Source organism: Nitrospira sp. (assembly GCA_030692565.1).
Taxonomy (GTDB): domain Bacteria; phylum Nitrospirota; class Nitrospiria; order Nitrospirales; family Nitrospiraceae; genus Nitrospira_D.
Genome location: JAUYAO010000019.1, coordinates 1 through 21396, shown reverse-complemented (window position 1 = coordinate 21396; position 21396 = coordinate 1). Strand labels below are relative to the sequence as shown.

The 21396-nt window shown below is 57.9% G+C and carries 24 protein-coding genes; 10 read left to right on the top strand and 14 right to left on the bottom strand.

Annotated elements, in window-relative coordinates; all coding sequences use genetic code 11:
* Positions 1-5: 5 nt before the first annotated feature.
* Positions 6-950, bottom strand: a complete 945-nt coding sequence (gene pstC / locus Q8N04_04410; GenBank protein ID MDP3089894.1) for a phosphate ABC transporter permease subunit PstC — start codon at positions 948-950, stop codon at positions 6-8.
* 19 nt (positions 951-969) lie between these two features.
* Positions 970-1986: a PstS family phosphate ABC transporter substrate-binding protein gene (locus Q8N04_04405; protein MDP3089893.1), complete on the bottom strand. Its 1017-nt coding sequence runs from the start codon at positions 1984-1986 to the stop codon at positions 970-972.
* Between the two features lie 343 nt (positions 1987-2329).
* Between Q8N04_04405 and Q8N04_04400 the strand changes: the two genes are divergently transcribed.
* Positions 2330-3364: a PstS family phosphate ABC transporter substrate-binding protein gene (locus Q8N04_04400; GenBank protein ID MDP3089892.1), complete on the top strand. Its 1035-nt coding sequence runs from the start codon at positions 2330-2332 to the stop codon at positions 3362-3364.
* A 103-nt stretch (positions 3365-3467) separates the two neighbouring features.
* Complete coding sequence (locus tag Q8N04_04395) at positions 3468-4205, top strand: hypothetical protein (protein ID MDP3089891.1); 738 nt, start codon at positions 3468-3470, stop codon at positions 4203-4205.
* 20 nt (positions 4206-4225) lie between these two features.
* Here the strand turns inward: Q8N04_04395 and Q8N04_04390 are convergent, their stop codons facing one another.
* The 12 genes from Q8N04_04390 to Q8N04_04335 all read right to left on the bottom strand — a co-directional run bounded on the left by Q8N04_04390 (position 4226) and on the right by Q8N04_04335 (position 16764).
* Positions 4226-5482: a porin gene (locus Q8N04_04390; protein MDP3089890.1), complete on the bottom strand. Its 1257-nt coding sequence runs from the start codon at positions 5480-5482 to the stop codon at positions 4226-4228.
* Positions 5483-5944: 462 nt separating this feature from the next.
* Positions 5945-6898, bottom strand: coding sequence for a type II secretion system minor pseudopilin GspK (gene gspK, locus Q8N04_04385; protein MDP3089889.1), 954 nt, complete (start codon positions 6896-6898; stop codon positions 5945-5947).
* Entirely contained in the window at positions 6885-7433 is a 549-nt protein-coding gene (gene gspM, locus Q8N04_04380; GenBank protein MDP3089888.1) for a type II secretion system protein GspM, read from the bottom strand. The genes gspK and gspM overlap by 14 nt, the downstream gene beginning before the upstream one ends.
* Positions 7430-9013, bottom strand: coding sequence for a pilus assembly protein PilM (gene pilM / locus Q8N04_04375; GenBank protein MDP3089887.1), 1584 nt, complete (start codon positions 9011-9013; stop codon positions 7430-7432). Before pilM ends, gspM begins: the two co-directional genes overlap by 4 nt.
* Positions 9014-9047: 34 nt before the next feature.
* On the bottom strand, positions 9048-9938 hold the full coding sequence (gspN, locus tag Q8N04_04370; GenBank protein ID MDP3089886.1) for a type II secretion system protein GspN: 891 nt from the start codon (positions 9936-9938) through the stop codon (positions 9048-9050).
* Positions 9938-10540 (bottom strand): type II secretion system protein GspJ, encoded by a 603-nt coding sequence (locus Q8N04_04365; GenBank protein ID MDP3089885.1) that lies wholly within the window; start codon positions 10538-10540, stop codon positions 9938-9940. The genes gspN and Q8N04_04365 overlap by 1 nt, the downstream gene beginning before the upstream one ends.
* A gap of 265 nt (positions 10541-10805) precedes the next feature.
* Entirely contained in the window at positions 10806-11231 is a 426-nt protein-coding gene (locus tag Q8N04_04360) for a prepilin-type N-terminal cleavage/methylation domain-containing protein (protein MDP3089884.1), read from the bottom strand.
* A gap of 14 nt (positions 11232-11245) precedes the next feature.
* Positions 11246-11842 (bottom strand): hypothetical protein, encoded by a 597-nt coding sequence (locus Q8N04_04355; protein MDP3089883.1) that lies wholly within the window; start codon positions 11840-11842, stop codon positions 11246-11248.
* A 4-nt stretch (positions 11843-11846) separates the two neighbouring features.
* Positions 11847-12404, bottom strand: a complete 558-nt coding sequence (gene gspG, locus Q8N04_04350; protein MDP3089882.1) for a type II secretion system major pseudopilin GspG — start codon at positions 12402-12404, stop codon at positions 11847-11849.
* 45 nt (positions 12405-12449) lie between these two features.
* A complete protein-coding gene (gspF, locus tag Q8N04_04345) occupies positions 12450-13688 on the bottom strand; it encodes a type II secretion system inner membrane protein GspF (GenBank protein MDP3089881.1) in 1239 nt (412 codons plus the stop codon).
* A 164-nt stretch (positions 13689-13852) separates the two neighbouring features.
* On the bottom strand, positions 13853-15589 hold the full coding sequence (gene gspE, locus Q8N04_04340) for a type II secretion system ATPase GspE (protein MDP3089880.1): 1737 nt from the start codon (positions 15587-15589) through the stop codon (positions 13853-13855).
* A gap of 290 nt (positions 15590-15879) precedes the next feature.
* The gene (locus tag Q8N04_04335) at positions 15880-16764 is read right to left on the bottom strand and encodes a type II secretion system protein N (GenBank protein MDP3089879.1); all 885 of its coding nucleotides are present in this window, start codon (positions 16762-16764) and stop codon (positions 15880-15882) included.
* Between the two features lie 286 nt (positions 16765-17050).
* Here Q8N04_04335 and Q8N04_04330 point away from each other — a divergent pair, with 286 nt between their 5' ends.
* From Q8N04_04330 to Q8N04_04295, 8 genes are all read left to right on the top strand, one after another.
* Entirely contained in the window at positions 17051-17548 is a 498-nt protein-coding gene (locus Q8N04_04330; GenBank protein MDP3089878.1) for a tetratricopeptide repeat protein, read from the top strand.
* A gap of 642 nt (positions 17549-18190) precedes the next feature.
* Positions 18191-18472, top strand: coding sequence for a DUF2442 domain-containing protein (locus tag Q8N04_04325; GenBank protein MDP3089877.1), 282 nt, complete (start codon positions 18191-18193; stop codon positions 18470-18472).
* A 119-nt stretch (positions 18473-18591) separates the two neighbouring features.
* On the top strand, positions 18592-18807 hold the full coding sequence (locus Q8N04_04320) for a DUF2281 domain-containing protein (protein ID MDP3089876.1): 216 nt from the start codon (positions 18592-18594) through the stop codon (positions 18805-18807).
* 490 nt (positions 18808-19297) lie between these two features.
* A complete protein-coding gene (locus Q8N04_04315; protein MDP3089875.1) occupies positions 19298-19525 on the top strand; it encodes a DUF433 domain-containing protein in 228 nt (75 codons plus the stop codon).
* A 112-nt stretch (positions 19526-19637) separates the two neighbouring features.
* A complete protein-coding gene (locus Q8N04_04310) occupies positions 19638-19883 on the top strand; it encodes a hypothetical protein (GenBank protein MDP3089874.1) in 246 nt (81 codons plus the stop codon).
* Positions 19873-20148, top strand: coding sequence for a hypothetical protein (locus Q8N04_04305; GenBank protein ID MDP3089873.1), 276 nt, complete (start codon positions 19873-19875; stop codon positions 20146-20148). The genes Q8N04_04310 and Q8N04_04305 overlap by 11 nt, the downstream gene beginning before the upstream one ends.
* 148 nt (positions 20149-20296) lie before the next feature.
* Positions 20297-20509, top strand: coding sequence for a hypothetical protein (locus Q8N04_04300; GenBank protein MDP3089872.1), 213 nt, complete (start codon positions 20297-20299; stop codon positions 20507-20509).
* 434 nt (positions 20510-20943) lie between these two features.
* Positions 20944-21174 (top strand): DUF2283 domain-containing protein, encoded by a 231-nt coding sequence (locus tag Q8N04_04295; GenBank protein ID MDP3089871.1) that lies wholly within the window; start codon positions 20944-20946, stop codon positions 21172-21174.
* The last annotated feature ends 222 nt before the right edge of the window (positions 21175-21396 follow it).

Genomic DNA, 21396 nt, shown 5'->3' with positions numbered 1-21396 from the left:
TGGACTTAATATACCTGGCGATACCGTTTTTTAAGCGCATGGCCTGCAATGTTAAACAAAAGGGTGATCAATAGGAGCATGAGCCCCGTGGCAAAGATCGTTTGATAGCCCACGCTTCCGTGCGGCAGGTCGCCCAGGCTGACCTGGACAATGTACGCGGTCATCGTCGCAGCCGGTTCCAGCGGATTCAGAGTCAGCATCGGTTGCATCCCCGCGGCAATAGCCACCACCATCGTTTCCCCGATGGCCCGCGAGACGCCCAACACATAGGCGGCCGTGATGCCGGACAGGGCCGAGGGAAAGACCACCCGCAGCGCCGTTTGCATGCGGGTGGCGCCCAAGGCAAAGGCGCCTTCGCGAAGATACAGGGGCACCGCCCGCATGGCATCCTCGCTCACGGAACTGACATAGGGAACAATCATGAAGCCGATGACGAGCCCGGCGCTCAGCATGTTGAAGCCGGGAAGATCAGGCCAGATCTTTTGCAAGGCGGGCGTCACGAACAACAGGGCAAAGTATCCATACACGACGGTCGGCACGGCGCTGAGCAGCTCCAGCACCGGCTTCACGAATTCGCGCACCGGGCGCGAGGCATATTCGCTCAAATAGATGGCGATCAGACTTCCCATCGGAACGGCCACGAGCAAGGCCACCGCCGTCGTGACGAGCGTGCCCGACACGAGGGAGAGAATCCCGTAATGCGCGTCGGCAAACAACGGCGTCCATTGGCGGTCGGTCAGAAAATCCACCACGGAGACCTGCTGAAAGAAGTGGAACGATTCGTAAGCCAGGACGCCGACAATCCCGAGCGTAATCGCCACCGAGGTGAAAGCCGCCGACTGCAAGAGCAGCTCGATCGCTTTCTCCTTGAGACGGGGAACGAGTCGAGGAGAGAGACTCTTGATGACAGTCTTCTTCTCGACCGGGATCTCGGCGATGTGAGCATCCATGGCGTCCATCCCTTTGCCCTTAAAGTTTTGCGTCGCGCCGGAGCAGGTCTTCGATCTTCATGCCGATCGTCGAGCCTCCCTGAAACGCGGTCCCCTGTCGGCCGTTCTTAAAATGCTCACCGGCCAGCGCATAGGCTTGCGGCGGCAGCGGCACATATTTCACTTGCGGCGCCAGCACCGGCACTTGCGCCAGGTAAAATTCGACAAAGCGCTTCACCTCAGGCTTGGAAGCGGACTTCGCGTTTACATAGATAAACAACGGGCGAGACAGGGGCTGATAGGAGCCATTTTCGACCGTCTCGCGTGACGGACTCACCGGCCCATGCCCGTCATCGATGGCCACCGCTTTCAAGCGCTTCTTGTTCGGTTCGTAATAGGCATAGGGAATATAGCCGAGCGCCTGTTTGTCATTCGCGATGCCCTGGACCAGCGTATTGTCATCTTCACTCGCCGTAAAGTCGCCCCGGCTGGATTTGGCCTTCCCGACCACCGCTTCAGTGAAGTAATCGAAGGTGCCGGAGTCGGATCCGGCGCCGAACAGTTTCAGCGGCTGATCGGGCCAGGTCGAACGGACCTGGTTCCACTTAGTCACCCGCCCTTGGGCAGAGGGCTCCCACATGGTTTTCAATTCTGCCACCGTGATGGAGTCCACCCAGGTGGCCTGTGGGCTCACGGCAATCGTGAGCGCATCGAAGGCGATCGGCAATTCATAGAATTGCACACCGCCGGCACGGCAGGCTTCCATTTCGCTGCTGGAAATAGGACGCGAGGCATCCTGCACGTCAATCTCGCCGCGGCAGAACTTTTTGAAGCCGCCGCCGGTTCCTGAAATACCGACCGTGACACGGACCGACCCTCTCGTTTCCTTCTGGAACTCTTCAGCCACCGCTTCCGTAATCGGGAACACGGTGCTCGACCCGTCGACTTTGATGAGTGCGGTAGGTGCTGAGAATATGGGACCGGGGACCAAACACAAGACGCCTAAGGCCACCAGCCCAATACTCGCCTTCACTCCATCAGATAGACACACGTGCATGTTGTTCCTCCATCACTGCGCTCCGCTCATAACCACAAAACCATCTTCATCGTAAGATAAAGAGGATAGGCGCAGATTCTTTCACTTCGATTACAGGCATGTTAACCGTGTGTTAATTTACTGCTCGGCCATTTCGCTTGATCACCTGATCTCCGACTCATTTTTCGTACCTACCTTCCGGCATTTGGTAATCAGGAGCAGACCATTTGTTAACAATTCTGTAACATTCCGGCAATCTGCCGGTCACTACGACACGATACCTTGCTTTCTGAGCTCGTGAGAGTTCGAAGAGTATTTCAGGCAGTGATACGAATCGACGTGTTGAATCAATACAGGAGGAACAATGATGCGAGCCAAGCTTCCACTCTCTATTGCGGTTTCGATCGGTATTATGACCATCGCAGCAAACTCTGCCCTCGCCCAACTCAAACCGACAATTGATCCACACATTCAGGCCTATGTTCGGGGCACTGCGATTACCGGATCCCTCACGGTCGCCGGATCGGATACCATGAAGCCTCTCACTCTCAGGTGGGAAAGCAGATTGCGGGAACTTTACCCAGACTTTACAGTCAAGGCGCAGGGGTTAGGATCAGAAACCGGCCCGCCGGCACTCCTGGATGGCACGGCTCAGATCGCCGCACTCTCCCGAAAAATGACCTCCGATGAGATTGCCACGTTCGTCAAGCGCTACGGGTATGAGCCGACCGAGGTCCCCGTCGCCGCAGACGCCCTGGCTGTTTTTGTTCACCAGGACAATCCGATCACCGGGCTGACCCTGCAAGAACTTGACGCCATCTTCTGCAAGGATCGGCGCCGTGGGGCCGATCAGCTGATCGCCAAGTGGGGCCAACTCGGCCTCGGGGACGAATGGAGCCAGGCCGGAATTCGGCTCCACGGACGAAATTCCTCATCCGGAACCACGACGTTTTTCCGAGACCAGGTCTGCCAGAACGGAGAGTTTCTCCCGACGTTGAAGCAGGCGCCGGGCTCAGCCTCCATCATTGTCGAAATCACGAAGGATCGTTACGCCGCGGGATTTAGCGGAATCGGTTACCGAACCTCGAAGGTCAGGCCGATTGCACTCTCCGACCGGAGGGGGAGTGTCTTCGTTGAGCCCAATTTCGAGACAGTGATCAATGGTACCTATCCGCTCCGACGTCATTTGTATCTGTATGTAAATAAACCTCCGAAGTCTGAGCTGCCCGCAATCGTCTCTGAGTTTGTCAAGTTTGCAATAAGCCAGGACGGCCAGCAGATCGTCATAAAAGAAGGATTTTTCCCTCTCCCTGCCGATGAACTCAATCGGCAGGTTGCCGCCTGGACCAAACCTGTACAGGCAGCGACGAACGAGAAGCCAGCGCAATCGAGGAACTAAGTCTAGAGGACCGAGCTGCGTAACGCGCGCGCCCAACCGGGCGGCGCGTTTTCTTTTGGCCAAAAGTCTGTGCTAGCATCACGGTCATAGGAGCGTGGAACTCATGACAGTCGGCGGGTTGATTCTTCAGTGTGGAATTATGGCGTTTCTTGGCCTTGTCGCGTGCCAGAATCGGGCATTTCAGACGGTGGTGATCTACGATAGCCCGTCACGTTTCGTTCGGCTGGAAGTCGATCCTACGCTGGATGCGCATCGGGGCCACTCCCATCCGGCGAGCCTCACATCAGGCGAGATGGCCGCTATCCTGTCCGGCCTGATGATTGAAGAACCGGCCCGTCTTATGAATCTGTTAGGCAAGAATCACGAATCCTCAAACCATCCGGCGTTCACGACAGCAGAGGTCGGATTTTTCGCTCCATTGCTGGCAAAAGGCCTTGGCACGGCCACCTCAGAAGAAATCGTCACTTTCTATGAGTCTCGCCAAGAAACGGCGATTGTCCGGAAGGTGACCTCAGGCGGCATATTCATCGACGGGGACGAACTGCACATCGTCTTGGGTAATTATCGTTCGCCGACCCATTATTCATCAGACCCTGGCACAGACGACACATTTGATGACCGCTTGACGCCCATGCGATCCATTGCCCCCCAGGAAACGAGACTGTATTTCGAGCCGGTCAGGGCCGTCGCCTCGCCCAAGCAGGGCGCTCTCAAGAATCTGCTGCAGGCGGATCGCCAAGAGATCGTGGTGCTCTTCAAGCAGTTGGCGCCGGCCAAAGCCGGCGCCGGTCTTGAGTCGGATCATGGGCGTCTAGAAACAGGGGAGAAGCTCTCCCACTGAACACCAGTACCAGCGCTTCGCTAATAGTTCCACTGCAACTGCAATCGAATCAAGTTTCCGGCCTGACTCTTGTACGGGTCCGGACCTGTGGCAAGCGCCGACGTCCGATCGGTGAACGCATACAGCGCCGTCAGCTCGATATGAGAATTGAACTGGTATTCGACGCCAAATTCTAATTCTCTAACCCGATTACTCGGCGCATTCGCCTCGTGTTTTTTCCCTCCTTGATATTCCTGGTACCGGACGAACGGAAAAACATTGAGGCAATAGGTCGTGCACTTATAGTTATACATAGCCTGGATGTATCCGCCGTGGAGACTGCTTTCGCCGACGGATCGGCGATCGGGGCTCAGCTCTGGCCCTCGCCCAACTGTATATTCACCCTGTAGTCCGAATGGCTGCGGATAAAGTACAAAGTGCGCTTCCACCCGTTCATCGAGAATACTCGTGTTGCCTGACGGCGTCACGGCAGCCCCACCTCCAACCGGAACCACAGCTGTTTTCGAGATCACGAATACACCGCGATAAGCGCTGGCACCTACCTCCAAGACTTGGCCATTGGCAAACTCATAGGGATAATCGGCGCGCACAATCATGTGCTTGTCGTCATTGCGTTCCGCCTGATTGGCGGTCTGTCCGTTATAGACGCCAAATCCCAACATGCCGTAATCACCCGACCCTTTAAGTCCACTGTCTACCAGTCTCCGGAACAGGGCACGAATATGCGTCGGAGCATAATAGAGAAAGAACCCGAAATCGCGTTCGTTGGAGACGGCACTGTTCAACGCATCGTTTCGATCAAGCCCGAGACGATTTTGACTCGACTGGAGGTTCTCGAAGCCATAGGGTACCTTGGACTGTCCCGCCCGGATTCGCCACTCTTTGTTCTCGGTCAGAAACAGATCCGCATACCAGTCTCGCAGCTGCGCCACGTGGCCGCTTCCGCCGATCGTCGAAGCAAAATCCGGCTGGAGGTAGATAAACACTCGGTCATGCGGCTGACCGCTCACAATAAAACGAGCCCGTCGCAAAAAGAATCCGTTGTTGTCGCCGATTGATTTATCTCCTTGGTCGTTGAGTAAGCTGCCATTCGGATTTCCCAGTCGGTTAAACCGAATCTGCGTATAGCCACGAATGCTAATTTGTTCATACCATTTGGCCTTGACCGGAGTGTCGCCCACGCCGCGGCTTTCTTCAAACGTCTTGCTCTCTCGCTGTTCCTCTTCGGCCTTCAACTGAACCCACTCATCGATCGTCATCTGTCCCTTATCCAGCATCAAGTCTTCTAAGGAACCGGCCTGAGCCGCAACTGGAACCAAACAGTGCAGGGCTGCGGTGGCACAGAGTCCTAGCGCTGCCCAAAGGTTTCTGCAGGTCCTGCTTTCGCTTGATCGGTTCGGGGTCGTGAGTAGAATAACCGCCCGACACCACACCCGAGTCTTTGCCATACAGCCAATGAACGACATAATGAGTTGCTTCCTCCTATTGGAAACTATGCATTTCAGTACCTGGCGGGAAGAGTAGCCCTCATAGGTTGTTGCGAGGTAACAAGCGCGTTACAAGATTGTTAACTTTGTCTTTGCGATCGATAACGGGGAGGGGGAGGATGTAGGCCCTGCGTTGCGATGACCTACCAGAGCGGGCCGCTCATGCCTCGTGAAGAGAGACATGACCTGCGGGACACCGTCCTCAAGTCTATCGCTGCCTGAACGTATCTATGGGAACTCGGAATCCGTTCCTCAGAACACCCGCAGGTACTTTACGGTGCTGTCGCCCTTATTCGCGTCGCGCTGGAGCACCACCCAGGCGGTCTTTGTCACATCGTTCACGCTGATGGCCAACCGGGCTGAATAGAACTCGCTCTTCACATCATATCCGCTTTGCGTCGCGCGCAGTTTGGCGCCGATTTCCTGAAAGCTGCCGATGCGATCCAGATCTTCCTTTTTCTTATAGGGCCGTCCCTGGATGATTTCTGCCGCCATCGATTGCGTGATCGCCGGATCCAGGGCTTGAATCACCAAGGGGTCCGCCGTATTCAGATTGACCAGCGCGCCGCCCTCCTGAGGGAACACCGTCACATACCGCGAAAGCCGGTCGGCTATTTCAGGTGTAAAGCCTTTGATCAGCCGCAAATCGCCCAAGCCTGACAGCGGCGCATTGGCTGCGCGATAGGGCGGACGCTGCGATTGATAGTAGAGGCTCTCCGCTCCGGCCGGTTCCTGGTTTTCATCCGGATCCACCCAATCGACCACGGCATCGACCAGATCGGGGCTGAGCTGAAGTAATTCAAAGAGGCGCTTAAACCGATCGATCTTCGCTTTCTTCTGAATAGCATCGCCGGCGGCAGCAGCCAGATCGTTCAGATTGAGCTTGCCCCGCTCATCCTCGATCTGTGCGCTCAGAAAGCCGTCGCCGATCGCATAGTTCTTGATCGGCATGGCCCAGAGATCGGTGGGGGAATCGTACGACTCACCGACTTGTTTATCCTTCAATAAATCCTGCTGGAGAACGGCGCGAGCCGCCTGAACAGCGGCGCGGGTGAGGGTGTGCGCTTTGAAGTTGTCGCGAAAGGCTGCCGCGTCGCGATATTCGCGCCGGGCCTCGCCGTCGAATTCGAGAATCAGGGCCACGAGCAGGGCCAAGATGAGCAGGGCAAGCAGGAGCGCGACGCCGCGTTCATCATCCTTTCGCATAACTGACCACTCGGACAGTGGCATCGAGATTCACGGGATTGTCGAACTTCGGACGTACTTGCAGATGCCTGACTTGCAGTTCATACGGAGCCTGGTCGATCGCCAGCAGGAGCGCCATCAGATCCGGCAGTTGCACGCCATCCAAGCGGAGATCGACCGCAGTTTCTTGATACCCTTGCGCCAGGGCTTGCACCTGGGGCTGCATGCCGGCAATCCGCTCACGGACATGGGCCTGGTTCGCCGCCTCCTCGATGAAGGCCAGCAGGGAGAACCCCGCATCGGTCACCGGCATCCGCTGTTCCGCGCGAGTCAGTCGCGCGCGCTTGCTCGCATAGTCGGCACCCAACGCCGCCAGTTCGCTGCTCTCTCGTTGCTTCTTGGCGGCCTGGCGATCCAGGCGGTCCATGGTCGCCAGCAGGGGATCCACGACCAGCACGAACAAGAGGCTGGCAGCGACCACCACGCCGCCGACCGACAAGATCGCGCGTTCGCGCGGAGCCAGCTGAGTCCACCGTTCGCGCAATTGGTGCATCATGGCTGTCCCACCGTCGCGTTCATGCGAAAGACCACCTGATTCGATGACGCGCCCACCCGGGTTTCGCTCACGGCCACATCCTTGAACATCCCGCCGGCCGAATAGGTCTGTTTGATCTTCTCTACGGCTTCGAAGGAGGTCGTCTCGCCTTCGAGCAACACCAGGGGGCCATCGATCGTCAGATCGCGTATTTTGACGGGGGCGCCGGCGGGCATCTGTTTCATGAAGGCCGCCATCGTGGCGAGCACGTGCTGCTGCGAAGCATCGACGACGGCGAGCGCCTTATCGACCGCGGCAATGCGAAAGCGGGCCTGATCCAATTCTTCACCCGGCGCAGCTCCCGGCTCAAACAGTTGGGCATAGTGGCCCTGAAGAGCCCCCTTCAGCTGTTGCACTCGTTGGTCTTTCAAATAGAGATGCGTCAAACCGTCCGCGAGCGCCAGGGCCCCCAACACCACGGCGCCCACGAGCGCCAGACGCTTATCACGCGCCGATCTCTTGGACTGCGGGGCGTTGGCATCCGAGACGGCCTTCAAATCGAGGGCCAGGCCGGCCGGCGTCGGCTTGAAGCGCCACTTCGGCCGGATCAGTTTCGGATGGATCGCCAACCCGAAAGCGATGGAAAAGGCGCGCGGGCTGTTCAACCCGAATCCCTGCCGCGGACCGACCGGATAGAGCCCCAGTTGATGCGCGAGGTATCCGCCGATCTCTCTGAGCTTTGCGCCTCCGCCGGACACCCAACAGTGGGTGAAATGCCCGCGCTCGGTCCCTTCGTAGCCTTGAATGGTAACGCGCAGTTCTTTGAGCAGCGGGTCCAGCCAGGCATCGACCTGTTGGACATTCAAGCTGCGCTTGCGCCGTTCTGCGTCGGCAAAACTACAGGCATGCCGCACCGCCAACGCATGAGTCAGGTGATTGCCGCCCCATAAAATAGTCCGCAAGACCACCGGTCGGCCTTCGTGCACCAGACAGATGGTCGTCTTGGACGCGCCCACATCGATGATGGCCAGATCGTGCGGAACGTGGCCGCCTTCCTGTTGAAGGAATTGCGTGACGGAGTAGAGGGCCATGGCATCGACATTGATCGCGGCCGGCTCGATATCGGCCTGGGCGAGGAAGCGCAGGTGTTCGGCCACTTTGTCCCGCGGGGCCGCCGTGACCAGCACGTCCGACCCTTTGGTAATCCGCGACATCCCTTCGGCGGTGAGCCCGGGCGGAAGCACGACGCTTCCGATCGCCAGTTCATCCACCGGCATCGGGATCAGATTTTCCACTTCAAACGGAACAACCTGTGACAGTTTCTCCGCATCTTTGAATGGGAAGGAGAGCGTGCGCACGAACAGATCCTGGCAGGGGATCGCCGTCACCAGCCGATCCGTCGCATAGAGGCCGTTGTGCCAGAGAAAACCGCGCAGCGATTGGACGCGCCTGGCCGGCTCCACATCTTCCGGGTGCGCAAACGGCAGGGGCTGATGGAAATACTCGATCGTTTCGCGACCGCTCAGCCGGCGGCGAAACCGCACGGCCTTTAAACCGGTCTGGCCGATATCCAAGCCCACGCATTCGGTGGCAATACTCATGCGGTCTGAATTCCTCGTAAGGTCACGTGCTACTCTACAACGCCACCCTGGCCTGTGCCAATGTTCCCATCACTTTAAACGTGAACGGCGTTCCGGGCGGCAACGGCGGAATACCCAACCCGGGAGCCTTGGCCGCAAATCCCACACCGGGAATCACGGTCAAAGACAACGCCAACTGACTCTGTTGTAAGGGTTGCTGCATTGTAACCGTTCCCTGCCCGGAAAACGACCCGTCGATCCCGTCGCCCTTCAATTCGGTCACGTCGCAGATCTGCTCCCGGCACGCCAGGCTGATCGAGAGGGTGCTGAAAGCCAGCGCAAGGATCCGGCCGTTCCCCACCGGAATGTGATCCAGGGACAGGTCCTTGGCCTCCGCTTTCCACGTGCCCTCGCCGAATGCGGCGGATCCGCCGGTCGCGGAGCGATCGAGACGATGCGAGAACTCCCCCGTCATGCTGCCACGCGTCACATAGGGGCGAAGCACCTTGGAAAGATCGAGCTTCTGAATCTTGCCTATCATGGCCATAGGGCCGGTCATAGACCAGGAGGACGCCGTCACAGTCAATTTCACCGTGCCCTGTGTCGCGGTGGCTTCGTCTAACTGCGCGGCCAGATCCAGAGCTACCCCGCCGGTCAACAACCGCCAGAGCCCTACTTGAGCCCGCACCAGACCCAGCTGCAGGGGAGACCAGTCGGTTTTGGTCAACGTCATCTGTCGCCATTCAATCGCCGCCGGAAAGCCGATCGACCAGTCTGCCGCGCGCACGTCCATACCGGTAGCCCGCTGCAGTTCCCCGATGACTCTCGTCTGCAAAGCTCCATAGGGGAAGGTGAGGGCGATCGAGAGGAAGAGCAGTCCAGATCCAAAGGCCATCCACAGCAGCGGGGCCTTCCAAGCCGAGAGGTCCTTCCATGGCCACACCATCAGGAGACTCCCACCGTGACCCATTCACGAATGGTATAGGGTTCGGCATCGGGCTCTTGAAAGGTGATTTCCAGCAGCAGCGCCGTCGGCAACGGTCCGGTTGAGCTCCATTCGTCCAGCCACACCTGGCCTTGCCGGCTGTAGTAGCGAACGTTGAACCCCTTCACCTTCGTTGCCAGGTTGACCTGATCGACTGACTCATCGGTGAGCCCGTAGAGATTGCGCCGGACGAACCGGATCAAGCGATCGCCCTCGCGCGTGTAAATCACGCGCAGGATCTCGCTCTCACGCGCGGCCTGGACACCGAATCCGTCCCCCCGCGTCACGAAGGCCAGCGTATCGGCCGACTGACCGTCTTGCGTTCCGTTCAAACCGACCCAGGGGAACGTCGTCTCCTTGACGCCGACCGTGAGTTCCTCGGCCATCAGCCGTAACACGCGCCGGATGGTCTGCTCGCGTGAGGCCGCCGCTCGACCGGCATCCACGACCCGCGTCGTCGTCAGCAAAGATCCGAAGACCATCGCGCCCAACGTCGCCAGCAGCGCAATCGCCAGCAACGCTTCGACCAGCGTGAATCCGCCTTCGTGCTTAGAATAAGCCATTCCGGATTCTGCATGGGTCGATGAACGAGTTGGCATCATCGAATCGATACCGGCTTCTCGTGGCTTCCCCTCCTTCGTAAGGAGGGGCGAGGGGAGGTCGAGTCTTCCGGCAGCCTTTACTGGCGCCGGTATTCGTGAACCGCACCGCAGCCCAGGAGTCTCAACCCCTCCTTGCCTCCCCTTACAAAGGGGAGGAACAGAGAGAAGCGAGACCTCAATACTCCGGCGCACGGCAGACCTGACCCGCTCGATTGTTTGACGCCCCTTAGAATGCGAGGCCGGCAAAGACATAGGTACTCACTTCCAATGTTTCATCCTGCTGGCCGCGCGGCCAGGAGATCTGGATCTTGACTTCTCGAATGAGCTCCAGCGGCGTCGGCATGATACTGCGCTTCCAGCGATAACCGGGCGCACGATTGGTCTCCGTGATCGACGAGAGGACGCCGGGCGCCGGCGTTTGAAACTCTCCCGTCGATTCACCAATGGGGAAGGAGCCAGACAGTTCCGTTTCCAAGAGTTTTTCCTGAGCCAACAGTGTGGCCGTCGTCAACTCCATGGAGCGGGATTGCAGCTCCAAATCGAAATTCCTCAGGCCCAAGAGCACGGGGAGAGCGATCGCAAGAATCGCGACCGCCAGCAGCACCTCCAGCAGAGTAAATCCGCGTTCGTCTTGTGGTTGGTAGGGCCGCATGTGGCGTGATTGCGTTAGGGCTTCGCCAGGCCGGCCTGAGTCCCGGCAGCTACCGTCGCCGTCGGAATCAACAGGGGCTTGACCCGGTCAGGAATGGACGCCAGCCGCTGAGGCTCAATACGCTCATCGCTGGTGCGGATCGCTCCGGTGGCGGACTCGACGACGATAGCCAACACGTTGTTACTGGCATCGGTCAGATGCAGAACCGCTTCATCCATCCGACCGTTGGGGTACAACATCAGATCGAGACGACCGGCTGTCCGCTTGATTGAGCCGGAGGACGCATCGGCCAGACGGATGGTCTCCGGAAGCATGCGCGGCGCATCCCAAGCGGCATCCGGCAGGGGCTTCTCCTCTTTTCCTTCAATCGTCTTTGCCCAGTATTGGCTTTGATCCAGGTCCAGATAGAGTTTGACCGGCTTCTGCGTGCTCATGGCGATCCCCTGAAGAGTCCGCAGCGCTCCGATCAACTTCCGACCGGTCGACGCCAGGTCGTCACTCAAGTTGATGCGTGGAATGACAATCCCCAACATCGCCACGAATAGAAACATGACGATGATCATCTCCAGCAAGGTAAAGCCACCCATGCCGCTGGCGGATGTTTTCAACAACTTGCTAATCCTTTTCCAAGTTCCAGTTCGCAATATCCGCATTCACGCCTTCTCCGCCGACCTCGCCATCGGTACCGAGGGACATGATTTCATAATCAGCCTTGATCTGCCCGTATTGTCCCTGCTGGATCGGTGCCGGGCTTTGATACTTGTACTGGTTTCCCCAGGGATCTTCAGGAAGCTTGTCGATGTATCCGCCGATTTTCCACTTTTTAGGAATCACGCCCACCGACGGCTTCTCGACCAGCGCTTTGAGCCCCTGTTCGCTTGAAGGATAGACACCGTTGTCGAGCTTATAGAGTTGGAGCGCCCCTTCGATATTGCGGATCTGCACCTTTGCGGCGGTCCGTTTGGCATCGTCGGTCCGCCCCATGATCCGCGGGACGACCAGCGCCGCCAGGATGGCGAGAATCGCCACCACCACCATGATTTCAATGAAGGTGAAGCCGCGTGCGTTGCCGAGTCGTGACGCGTGACGCGTGACGCGTGACGTGAAGGGACATCGGAAGCGATGCCGGTTCCATTTGGTCCATGCGCTCTCGTACAGTTCCTTGCCGCTCATCGAATACCTCCCATTGAACTCGTCACCCGTCACCTGTCACTATATTCACCGCACCATTTGACCCATTTCAAAGATCGGCAGCAAAATGGCTACCACGATAAAGAAGACGATGACGCCCATGACCAAGATCATGATCGGTTCCAGGAGCGATGTAAACCGGGTGATGACCCGCTCCACTTCGCCGTCGTAAATCTGGCCGATGCGCCGCAGCATTTCTTCCATCTCGCCGCTGCGTTCTCCGACGGCGATCATATGGGTCACGAGGGACGGAAATTGGCCGCTGCGCTTGAGCGGGTCCGCAATCGTTTCGCCTTCCCGAATATTCTGCCTGGCGCCTTCGACCGCTTCCTCCAAGACCCGATTGTTCATCACGCGCTTCGAGACATCCAGGGCATCGAGCAGCTGGACGCCGCTCGATAACATCGTCGCCAAGGTGCCGGTGAGCCGCGAGATGGCCACCATCCGCGCCACCTCGCCGATCAGGGGAATGCGGAGGATCAATCGATCGGCAACGGTGCGCCCCGATTCGGTCTGAATGAACCGGCGAACGAGCCACCCGCCGCCGACTACAGCCAGCAGCATGAGCGGCCAATAGGTGGAACAGAAGCGGCTGATCGTCATCAGCACCACGGTCGGGAAGGGGAGCGCGGCTTTCATGCTGGCGAAGACCGCCGTGATCTTCGGAACCACAAAGGTCATCAGGAAAAACAATACACCCACGCCGACGATCAACATCAAGGCGGGGTAGAGAATGGCATTGGTGACTTTGTTCCTGAGCGCCTGCTGTTTTTCAAGAAACTCGGCCAGGCGAAAAAGGATCTGGTCCAGCGCGCCGCTCGCTTCCCCCGCCCGCACCATGTGCACATAGATCGGGGAGAAGTCTTTGCCGTAGGACTCCAGCACGTGGCTGAGCGCTTTTCCTGCACGCACTTGCTCGCGCACATCGGCAAGCAACGCTTTCGCCGGCTTCTTTTCAGACTGGTCGATCAAGACCCCCAACGCGTCGACCAGAGGAAGTCCGGCAACCAACAAGGTCGCAAACTGACGGGTCAACATCGCCAGTTCGGGTGCCGACAACACCTGAGATCTTCCGAGCGGAGCCGAGATGGCGACACGGTCATGCGCCAACCCGCGGCCGGTGGCTTGCCCCTGCTCAATGACGTCGGTCGGAAACACCCCGTCTTTGCGGAGCTTCAGACGGGCAACCTTCACGCTCTCGGCATCGACGATACCCGCAGCAGATCCGCCGTCGCTCTTATACCCGCGGTATTGATAGACCGGCATGGCTAGAGCACTCCGGGGCGAGAAGCGTACAAGATGCTCAGAACGGCCCCCCAGCAAAACAGGTTGAGGTCAAGGTTGAGGGTGAGCGAAGATTCTGTTCGCTTCATGTCAGCCTTAACCTTAGCCTCGACCTCAGCCTTCACCCTCAAGCCTCCACCATCTTGCTAGATCTCAATCTCCTGCTGCGTGATCCGCATCACTTCTTCCGTCGTCGTCACGCCCTGAGCTACCTTCATCGCGCCTTCCTGCTTCAACGTGATCATGCCCTTGGCGATGGCCGCCTGTTTGATCACCGATGAGTCGGCTTTCGCCCCGATGAGCCGCCGCACTTCGTCGTCCAGCACGAGCAATTCATAGATGCCCGTCCGGCCGCGATACCCGGTCTGCGAACAGTTCGGACAGCCGGCGCCGCGGTAAAACGTAAAGGGCCCCTTGCCATCCAGGCCAAGACGGCCAAGCTCATCCACCGTGGGCTTATAGGGCTTCTTGCAATCGGGGCAGATTTGCCGCAACAAACGTTGCGCGAGGACCGCCATGACCGAGGAAGCCACAAGAAACGGCTCGATCCCCATATCGATCAACCGCGTCGCGGCGCTGGCCGCATCGTTGGTATGCAGCGTGGAGAAGACCAGGTGCCCGGTGAGCGACGCGTGAATCGCGATTTCCGCCGTCTCGCGATCGCGGATTTCTCCGATCATGATGACGTCGGGGTCCTGGCGCAGGATCGAACGCAGGCCGGCCGCGAAGGTGAGATTGATCTTGGGATTAACCTGCATCTGCCCGATCCCGAGCAATTGATACTCGACCGGGTCCTCGACCGTGATGATGTTCTTATCGGGCGCGTTGATCTGGCTGAGCGCGGCATAGAGCGTGGTCGTTTTGCCGCTGCCTGTCGGACCCGTCACGAGGATGATGCCGTGAGCCAGCTGAATAAGCTGCTGGATGGACGAGAGCCGGTCGGTTGAAAATCCCATCTCCGTCAGATTCAGAAGGCGATTCTCTTTTTCGAGCAGACGAAGGACCACCCGTTCGCCGTGCGAGGTGGGGAGCACCGACACACGCAAGTCGACGTCTTTCCCCGCCGTCCGGATGGCAAAGCGGCCGTCTTGCGGCAAGCGCTTTTCCGCGATGTTCAACCCCGCCATGATCTTCAGGCGGGCGATGATGCTGGACTGCAAGCGCTTCGGCGGGGTCAGCACGGGATAGAGCACGCCGTCGATCCGGTACCGGACCACGAGGCCGCGCTCGAAGGATTCGAAGTGGATGTCGCTGGCCCGCTGCCGCACCGCCTGGAACAAGACCGAGTTCACCAGGCGAATGATCGGGGCCTCGTCGGTCGCGTCGAGCAGATCCTGCGGTTCATCCAGCTCATGGGCCAGCTGGTCCAGATTTTCCGCCGCCGCAATGTCTTCCATGACCTGTTCAGCCCCGGCGGGGCTGGCCGCCTCGTCATAGACGCGGTTCAAACAGGCCAAAAGGGCAAGCCCTGTAGTCAGTACCGGCCGGATCGGTTTCCCCAACAAGAGGCGCAAATCATCCAACGCCACCGTCTCAAGCGGGTCGGTCGTCGCGACCACGACGGCACCGTCCTCATGGCGCAAGGGGAGAATCCGGTAGCGCCGCGCAAAGCCGATGGGCACTCGCTTAATCAGTTCATGATCGATATGGGAGACTTCCAGATGCGGCAACCACGCCAGCTCAAATTGCTGGGCCAAGGCTTCCAACAGTTCCTCTTCGCGAAGCACGCGCAAATGGAGGAGGGCTTCGCCGAGGCGGCCGCCTTTCTCACGCTGATAGGCCAACGCCTCGTCGAGCTTGGAATCCAGGAGATTGAATTTCTCCCCGAGAATCCGCCCGAGAAGCGGCCTGCCGAAGGTAACTTGCTGTTCGGACTCGCTCACAGTACTCCGTACCCCATCTCACCATTCACCATTATAGGGAGACCACGTCCTTAGACTAACCGGCTTGAAGATCAATTCCAAGTTTCTTCGTTAACTACAAGTAAAACAAGGACATCTCCGGAGTTGGTCGAGTGCTCCCTTACCCGTTGCAAGAACAGACTCGGAAGCCCAATTGCAGTGAGGCTCCGGATCAACCCCGAGGGCTCACGCGCCAATTCGCGACAGAAAGAACGGTATGTGTGGAGAGACCCGACCAGCCCGCAATATGCCACGAGGAGTGAGGACGAAACCTATCGGAGCTCAAAGGTCATGGTGGTCTTCTGGTTGTTGCGAACCATATCGACTTTCACCGTTCGTTCATTTTTCAATTGCTGGAACAAACTGAGCATCGTGGAGGGATCACGGACATCTACACCGTTGACCCGCTGCAACACATCCCCATATTGGATGCCGATCTTCTCATAAAAACTGGCCGGGGCGATGTAGTCCATGCGATACCCGTTGGGGGTGCCATTGACCATGAACGGCACGGCGCGCGCCTGAGTCAGCAGCTTCGGCAAGTCTGCCATCGCCGCTTCAACCTCTCGTCGATCGATCACTTTTTTAATGGGAACCCCGGGCGCCGCTGCGACAGGAGCGCCGGCGGTCACCACCGGAGTCGCCGGCTTGTCGGTCGTGGAAAGTTCCAGCAGCTCTTCCTGGTCGCCGCTCCGAATCACCATGCCGTCCCGGCGAATGGCGCTGACCTCTCCCAAATCCGGGATCTGGTCGTGCAGCCGGTAGAGCACCTGCCGTTTCGTGGCCAATTCTTCGACAATCGCGAACACCCCGCGTTCGCTTCCTAACACGACGCCTAAGAGCCGCAGCTTGTTCGCCACGCCCAAGGCCGCCCGTACGGGTGCTTGCGAAGCAGTCCCCGGCACACCGGTCATTCCAAGCGGGGCGGCGGGCAGCAGGAACAGGCCGCTCGACTGAATTTGATCCACCCATTGCTGCGGCACAAACGTCACCGGAACAGCCGTCTGAGCTGATTGAGGAGCTGCGCCCTTCGCAGGCGGGAGGGCTAAGGCCGCGGCGACAAACGCATTGACGCCATGCGCAATGAGCAATGCGCCCACAGCAAGATAGGCGGCGATAGTGAGGCGCCGTCCGGGTTGATCGCCGAGAATATCCATGCCGGTCTGTATCATCCAAAAAGAGCGTGTCGGTCCATACTACGCATCGGGCGATCGACAGGCAATACTTTTATCGAGTTGCTCAGGAGGTCGTCCAGCGCGGCCGGCTTATGGACAGCGATTTCGCGGCAGTCCTGTGTACATTGAACGCCATTGGGGCACCCGCCATGAATTTGCCAAATCCTAATCTATTGATACATTTAGATTTGCTCAAACAGCCATCATGGTCTGGGACTTGCTGATTCCAGCCTAGTTCAACAGGAGTTGCTAAAGGAGTTGTGCCTGCATGTCAGAATCAGACCTTCCGGAAACAAATCTCAACGACCTCGCAGCTGAGGCATACGAACGGGGCCTTGCGTTGCGGAAAGCCGGCCTCTTCAAGCCGGCGATCGAGCAATTTGAAAAGGCCACGAGCGACCCCGCGCTCGCCCTGAAAGCCTATGCCCAAATGGGACTCTCGCAAAAGTCCTGCGATCGATACGAAGACGCGGTCGCGGCTTTCCGCAACGCCCTCAAATCACCCGGCGCATCGAAAAAAGACATCGTGCAAATCCTCTACGTGCTCGGCCGCACCCTCGAATCGCTCGGCCGGATCGCCGAAGCGCTCGAAGCCTATCGCTGGCTTCGGCGGGAAGACAGCCTGTATCGGGACGTCGGAGAGCGTATCGATGCGCTGAGCACGGGACGGAGCCAGGCCGAGCAGCGATCCGCGCAAAACAACCCGAAAGCGGGAACCAGTCAGCAGCTCCAGGCCTGGCAGAACCTCCTGCGGAACGTGAAGTAATGCATTCCTTGTTAGCCAATCGCCAAGACTGAGATAAGTCACTTCTTCAGGCATGACAAGTGCCACAAAGCCATGGCAGGGCAATGCCAGAAGGGGACTGGCTCCGCCGTCTGCGCCGGTGTCCGTCCCCCTTCGGTGGCGCTGACGACATGGGTCGGCATGGCGGCGGAGCGGATCGTGGAGCATCTGGAGAGCGCGGCTGGAATGACGCAGCGAGGTCGGCCTCATGGAGAGGCACAGAGAATAGACTCCCGCCCCCTTTTGGCATCCCACCTCTAGCCTCAAACCTCGAACGCTCTTCGCACTTCCAACCTCCAGCAATTCTTTTCCCTCAGACTCCCCATCCCCAACGGCTCGACAATCTTGCCTTCGCCAATGGCTTACCATAGAGTATGGCTATTCTGTTAACGTAAGGAATACCGATGCCTACGGTAAAGAACATTGCTGGGCCCTACCGCTTGTTCTTTTATAGTTTCGATTGCAACGAGCCGAAACATATCCATATTCAAAGAGAAACGTTGATGTGCAAGTTTTGGCTGGAACCGATCTCCTTAAGCCACAACAGAGGGTTTTCCCCAAAAGAACTGAATGCAATTCGACGGATCGTTGAGACCAACGTGACCAAACTCCTGGAGGCATGGCATGAGCACTGCGGCAAACATTGTTGAACCTCGAGTCATGAGTATGGACGTCACCGATGATGAGATCATTGCACACCTGGTAGACGGGCGGACGATCAGCGTGCCATTGGTCTGGTCATGGCGGTTAGCGGAGGCCACCCCGGAGCAGCGACAACATTGGGAAATTCTTGGCGATGGTCAGGGGATTCGCTGGCCTGACATTGATGAGGATATCAGCGTAGAAGGCATGCTGCATGGAACTCCGGCCCACCGTCCCAGAACATCCACAGGGCACGCGGCCTAAGGCGATGGGGTGGCTCGGAAACATGACAGCAGGCGCGTATGTTGGTGGGTGCCGACTCGACCTTTGTCTGATATTGGGGCTATGCTAGAACAATTTCGTTTCCTTGCAAGGAGGTAGAAATGACGACCGCGGAGCAGGTCTATGAGGCGGTAAAACCGCTTCCCGAACCGCTGGTACGCGAGGTGCTCGATTTCGTTCGCTTCCTTCGCATGCACAGAGGCGTCACACCGGAGCGGGCGGAGGAGTTGAATCTGATCTATGCTCAGGAAACGAGCCTGAAGAAAGTGTGGGATAACGTGGAAGACGAGGTATGGAACGATGTTCCAACCTTGTGAAGTGGTCTAGCTGCCTTTTCCTTTCAGCGATCTGAGCTCGACGAAGCGTCGTCCGGCGCTGATTCTCCGAAGCCTGGCAACCTATGGCGATATCGTCGCACGGGCAGTCACCTCCCGCTCAGGTCACCCGGCCGCCGTGCCGCTTGAGCCTGGCGATTTTGAGTTCGGCTCGCTCCCCAAGTTGAGCTGGGTGCGCTGCGATCAGTTGCATACGTTTGATCAGTCCTTGATTCTCGGCCGCATTGGGAAGCTGACTCCCGAGGCGTATGGATGCGTGTTGAAAGCTGTGTGCTCGGGGCTTGGCTGCGCCGGAGGCTCTTGACGAGCACACCCGGCGGAATGCGCTACGCGTACTCCGGGTCAGGCGATCCCTTGTAGGGGCGACCCATGCGTCCGATCCCGTCACACATGAGTGATACACGCAGCACTGCCGCACAGCATCATCTGAATCAATGAACAGGGCCTGCAACTCCGATGGGTGGAGGAAGCCATGAAACAGTTGGATCGCATCACCATGGACCCTGCGGTCATGGGAGGGAAACCCTGTATCAGGGGTATGCGCGTGACCGTCGGGACAATAGTGGGCTTGATGGCCGCGGGAAAGGCGATTGACGAAGTTTTGGCGGCCTATCCCTACATCGAACGGGAAGATATCTTGCAAGCTCTTACATACGCAGCCTGGAGATCGGAAGAAAAGGATCTTCCCTTGGTCTCCTGATGAAGCGGCAACCTCAAAAGCGTGAATCTTAGCATTCGAAGGGTGAGGGATAGCAGCGAGGAAGGGAAACGGTCGCTCTTCCAATCAGCGGGGAGCCCATAATTGACAGTGCGTGGCGGCTGGCTGTACGGTGACCGACACGGGGAACGGCATGGGGCGCAACAAGAAGTTGCGAACAAGGATCGCGGGCTTGCGAGGAGTGATCGCAATCCACTTGAGAAAAATCGCGCGTGAGCGGAGCCGGTCGGTTCCGGACGACACACTGATCCGGCATTGGAAGACGGAAATTACAGCCTGGCAACGAACAGCCAAGAATCTTGAACGGCGATTGGGGAAAGGGAGCCATCATGAAGACTAAGCGACCATCGCGCGTAGCGTATCCTGAACCTGACACGCTGGTGATGCCGTCCACCCCAACCCTTGAACATCACTTTGAGGATATCCTTGAGGCCGTGGAAGAGATCCATAATCTGTCAGCCACCTTGAGAGTAATTCCGCTGGACGACACAAACCGCGATGAGTACGAGGGGCGGCTCTATGCCGCTCTTACGCACCTGGATCACCACGTAAAACCTGCCATCAAAGAATGGGATCGAATCGTAGACCGAATGCCGGAGGAGTAAGTGATCCTTGCTGACGGAAAACAAGAGGCGAGAGTCTTTCAATAAGTCAATACTCAGGCCGGACCCCATTACTCGGGGTCGAGGCAACAGGAACTGTCCCCAGTACTCCACCCGAGATCATGGGTGCATTTCAAAGGAGGGCGCCATTATGAAAATAGCCGATGCCACAGCGGAAGTGTTCATAACGGCATTTGAGTCCTTACCGAAGTCCGAGCGTGAAGCGATCATGCAGCGACTTTTCACCGACCCGGCATTGAAGGAAGATCTGATCGATGTGGCAAAATGGCATGACCGGCGCGCAGAGCGGGCCATTCCGTACCGGCGTGTGCAGGAGCGCTTGAAAAAGGCAGGCCGTCTCTGAAATACCGGTTCACCATCAAGCCTTCGGCGAGCCATGGTTGGAAGAGGCACAAGCAAGAAAATGAAGAACACTCTATCCCGCGCTTGTGACTCCGGTCCCATAGGGGAATCCGAAATGATCGCGGCGTATCGTGCGAGGGCACGTACTCTGGCCTGCGGAGCAGGAAGCCCAGAATGAACATTAGATACATCCGCACGCCAGAGGTCGATTGGAGGAACGAGGAGCAACGGAGGAAGATGTCCGGCTCACGGTCGAGACCGGAGAGCGCTTCGCTGCAAAATATGGAAGATCTGGGTTTCGTCGCAACTTCCCGTTTAACCGTGAGTGGATGGGAAAGCACTACGCAACCAAACAGGTCGAAGCCTATGCAGTAGAAGAACAAGGGTGGCTGGTTATCACCGTCGTAGTCAAATTCTTCTGAATAAGGAGGCTGTATGAAACTTAGCTATGATGCCAAATACAACATTGCGTATCTGCGTTTACACGAAAAGATAGGGCACGTCACCACCATTAAGGTGAGTGAAGAGATGAACATCGACATCGCACCGGATGGGACCGTTTACGGCATTGAATTGCTGAATGCGAAGGAACAATTGGCAGACGACCATGGCACGCTGATCGTAGAGTCGGAAGGACAACGCCGTGAAATCCCGTTGACGGCCTGAGGCCTGGCCCTCTTGTAGGCTCCCTGCATCCAGCCTCAACCTTCACCTCCATTCCGCTTTGTACAGCCTAACCTGCATCCGTACAGCTCCCCATCAGCCGACAGTGCTAACTCATTGACCATGCAGAGGCTCATGACAGCGCCGGATGGTCTGAGTCTTGCTCAACCAACCGGGATTGCCGGAAAGAGCCTGGGGGAGAGATCTCCGTACACGCTGACAATT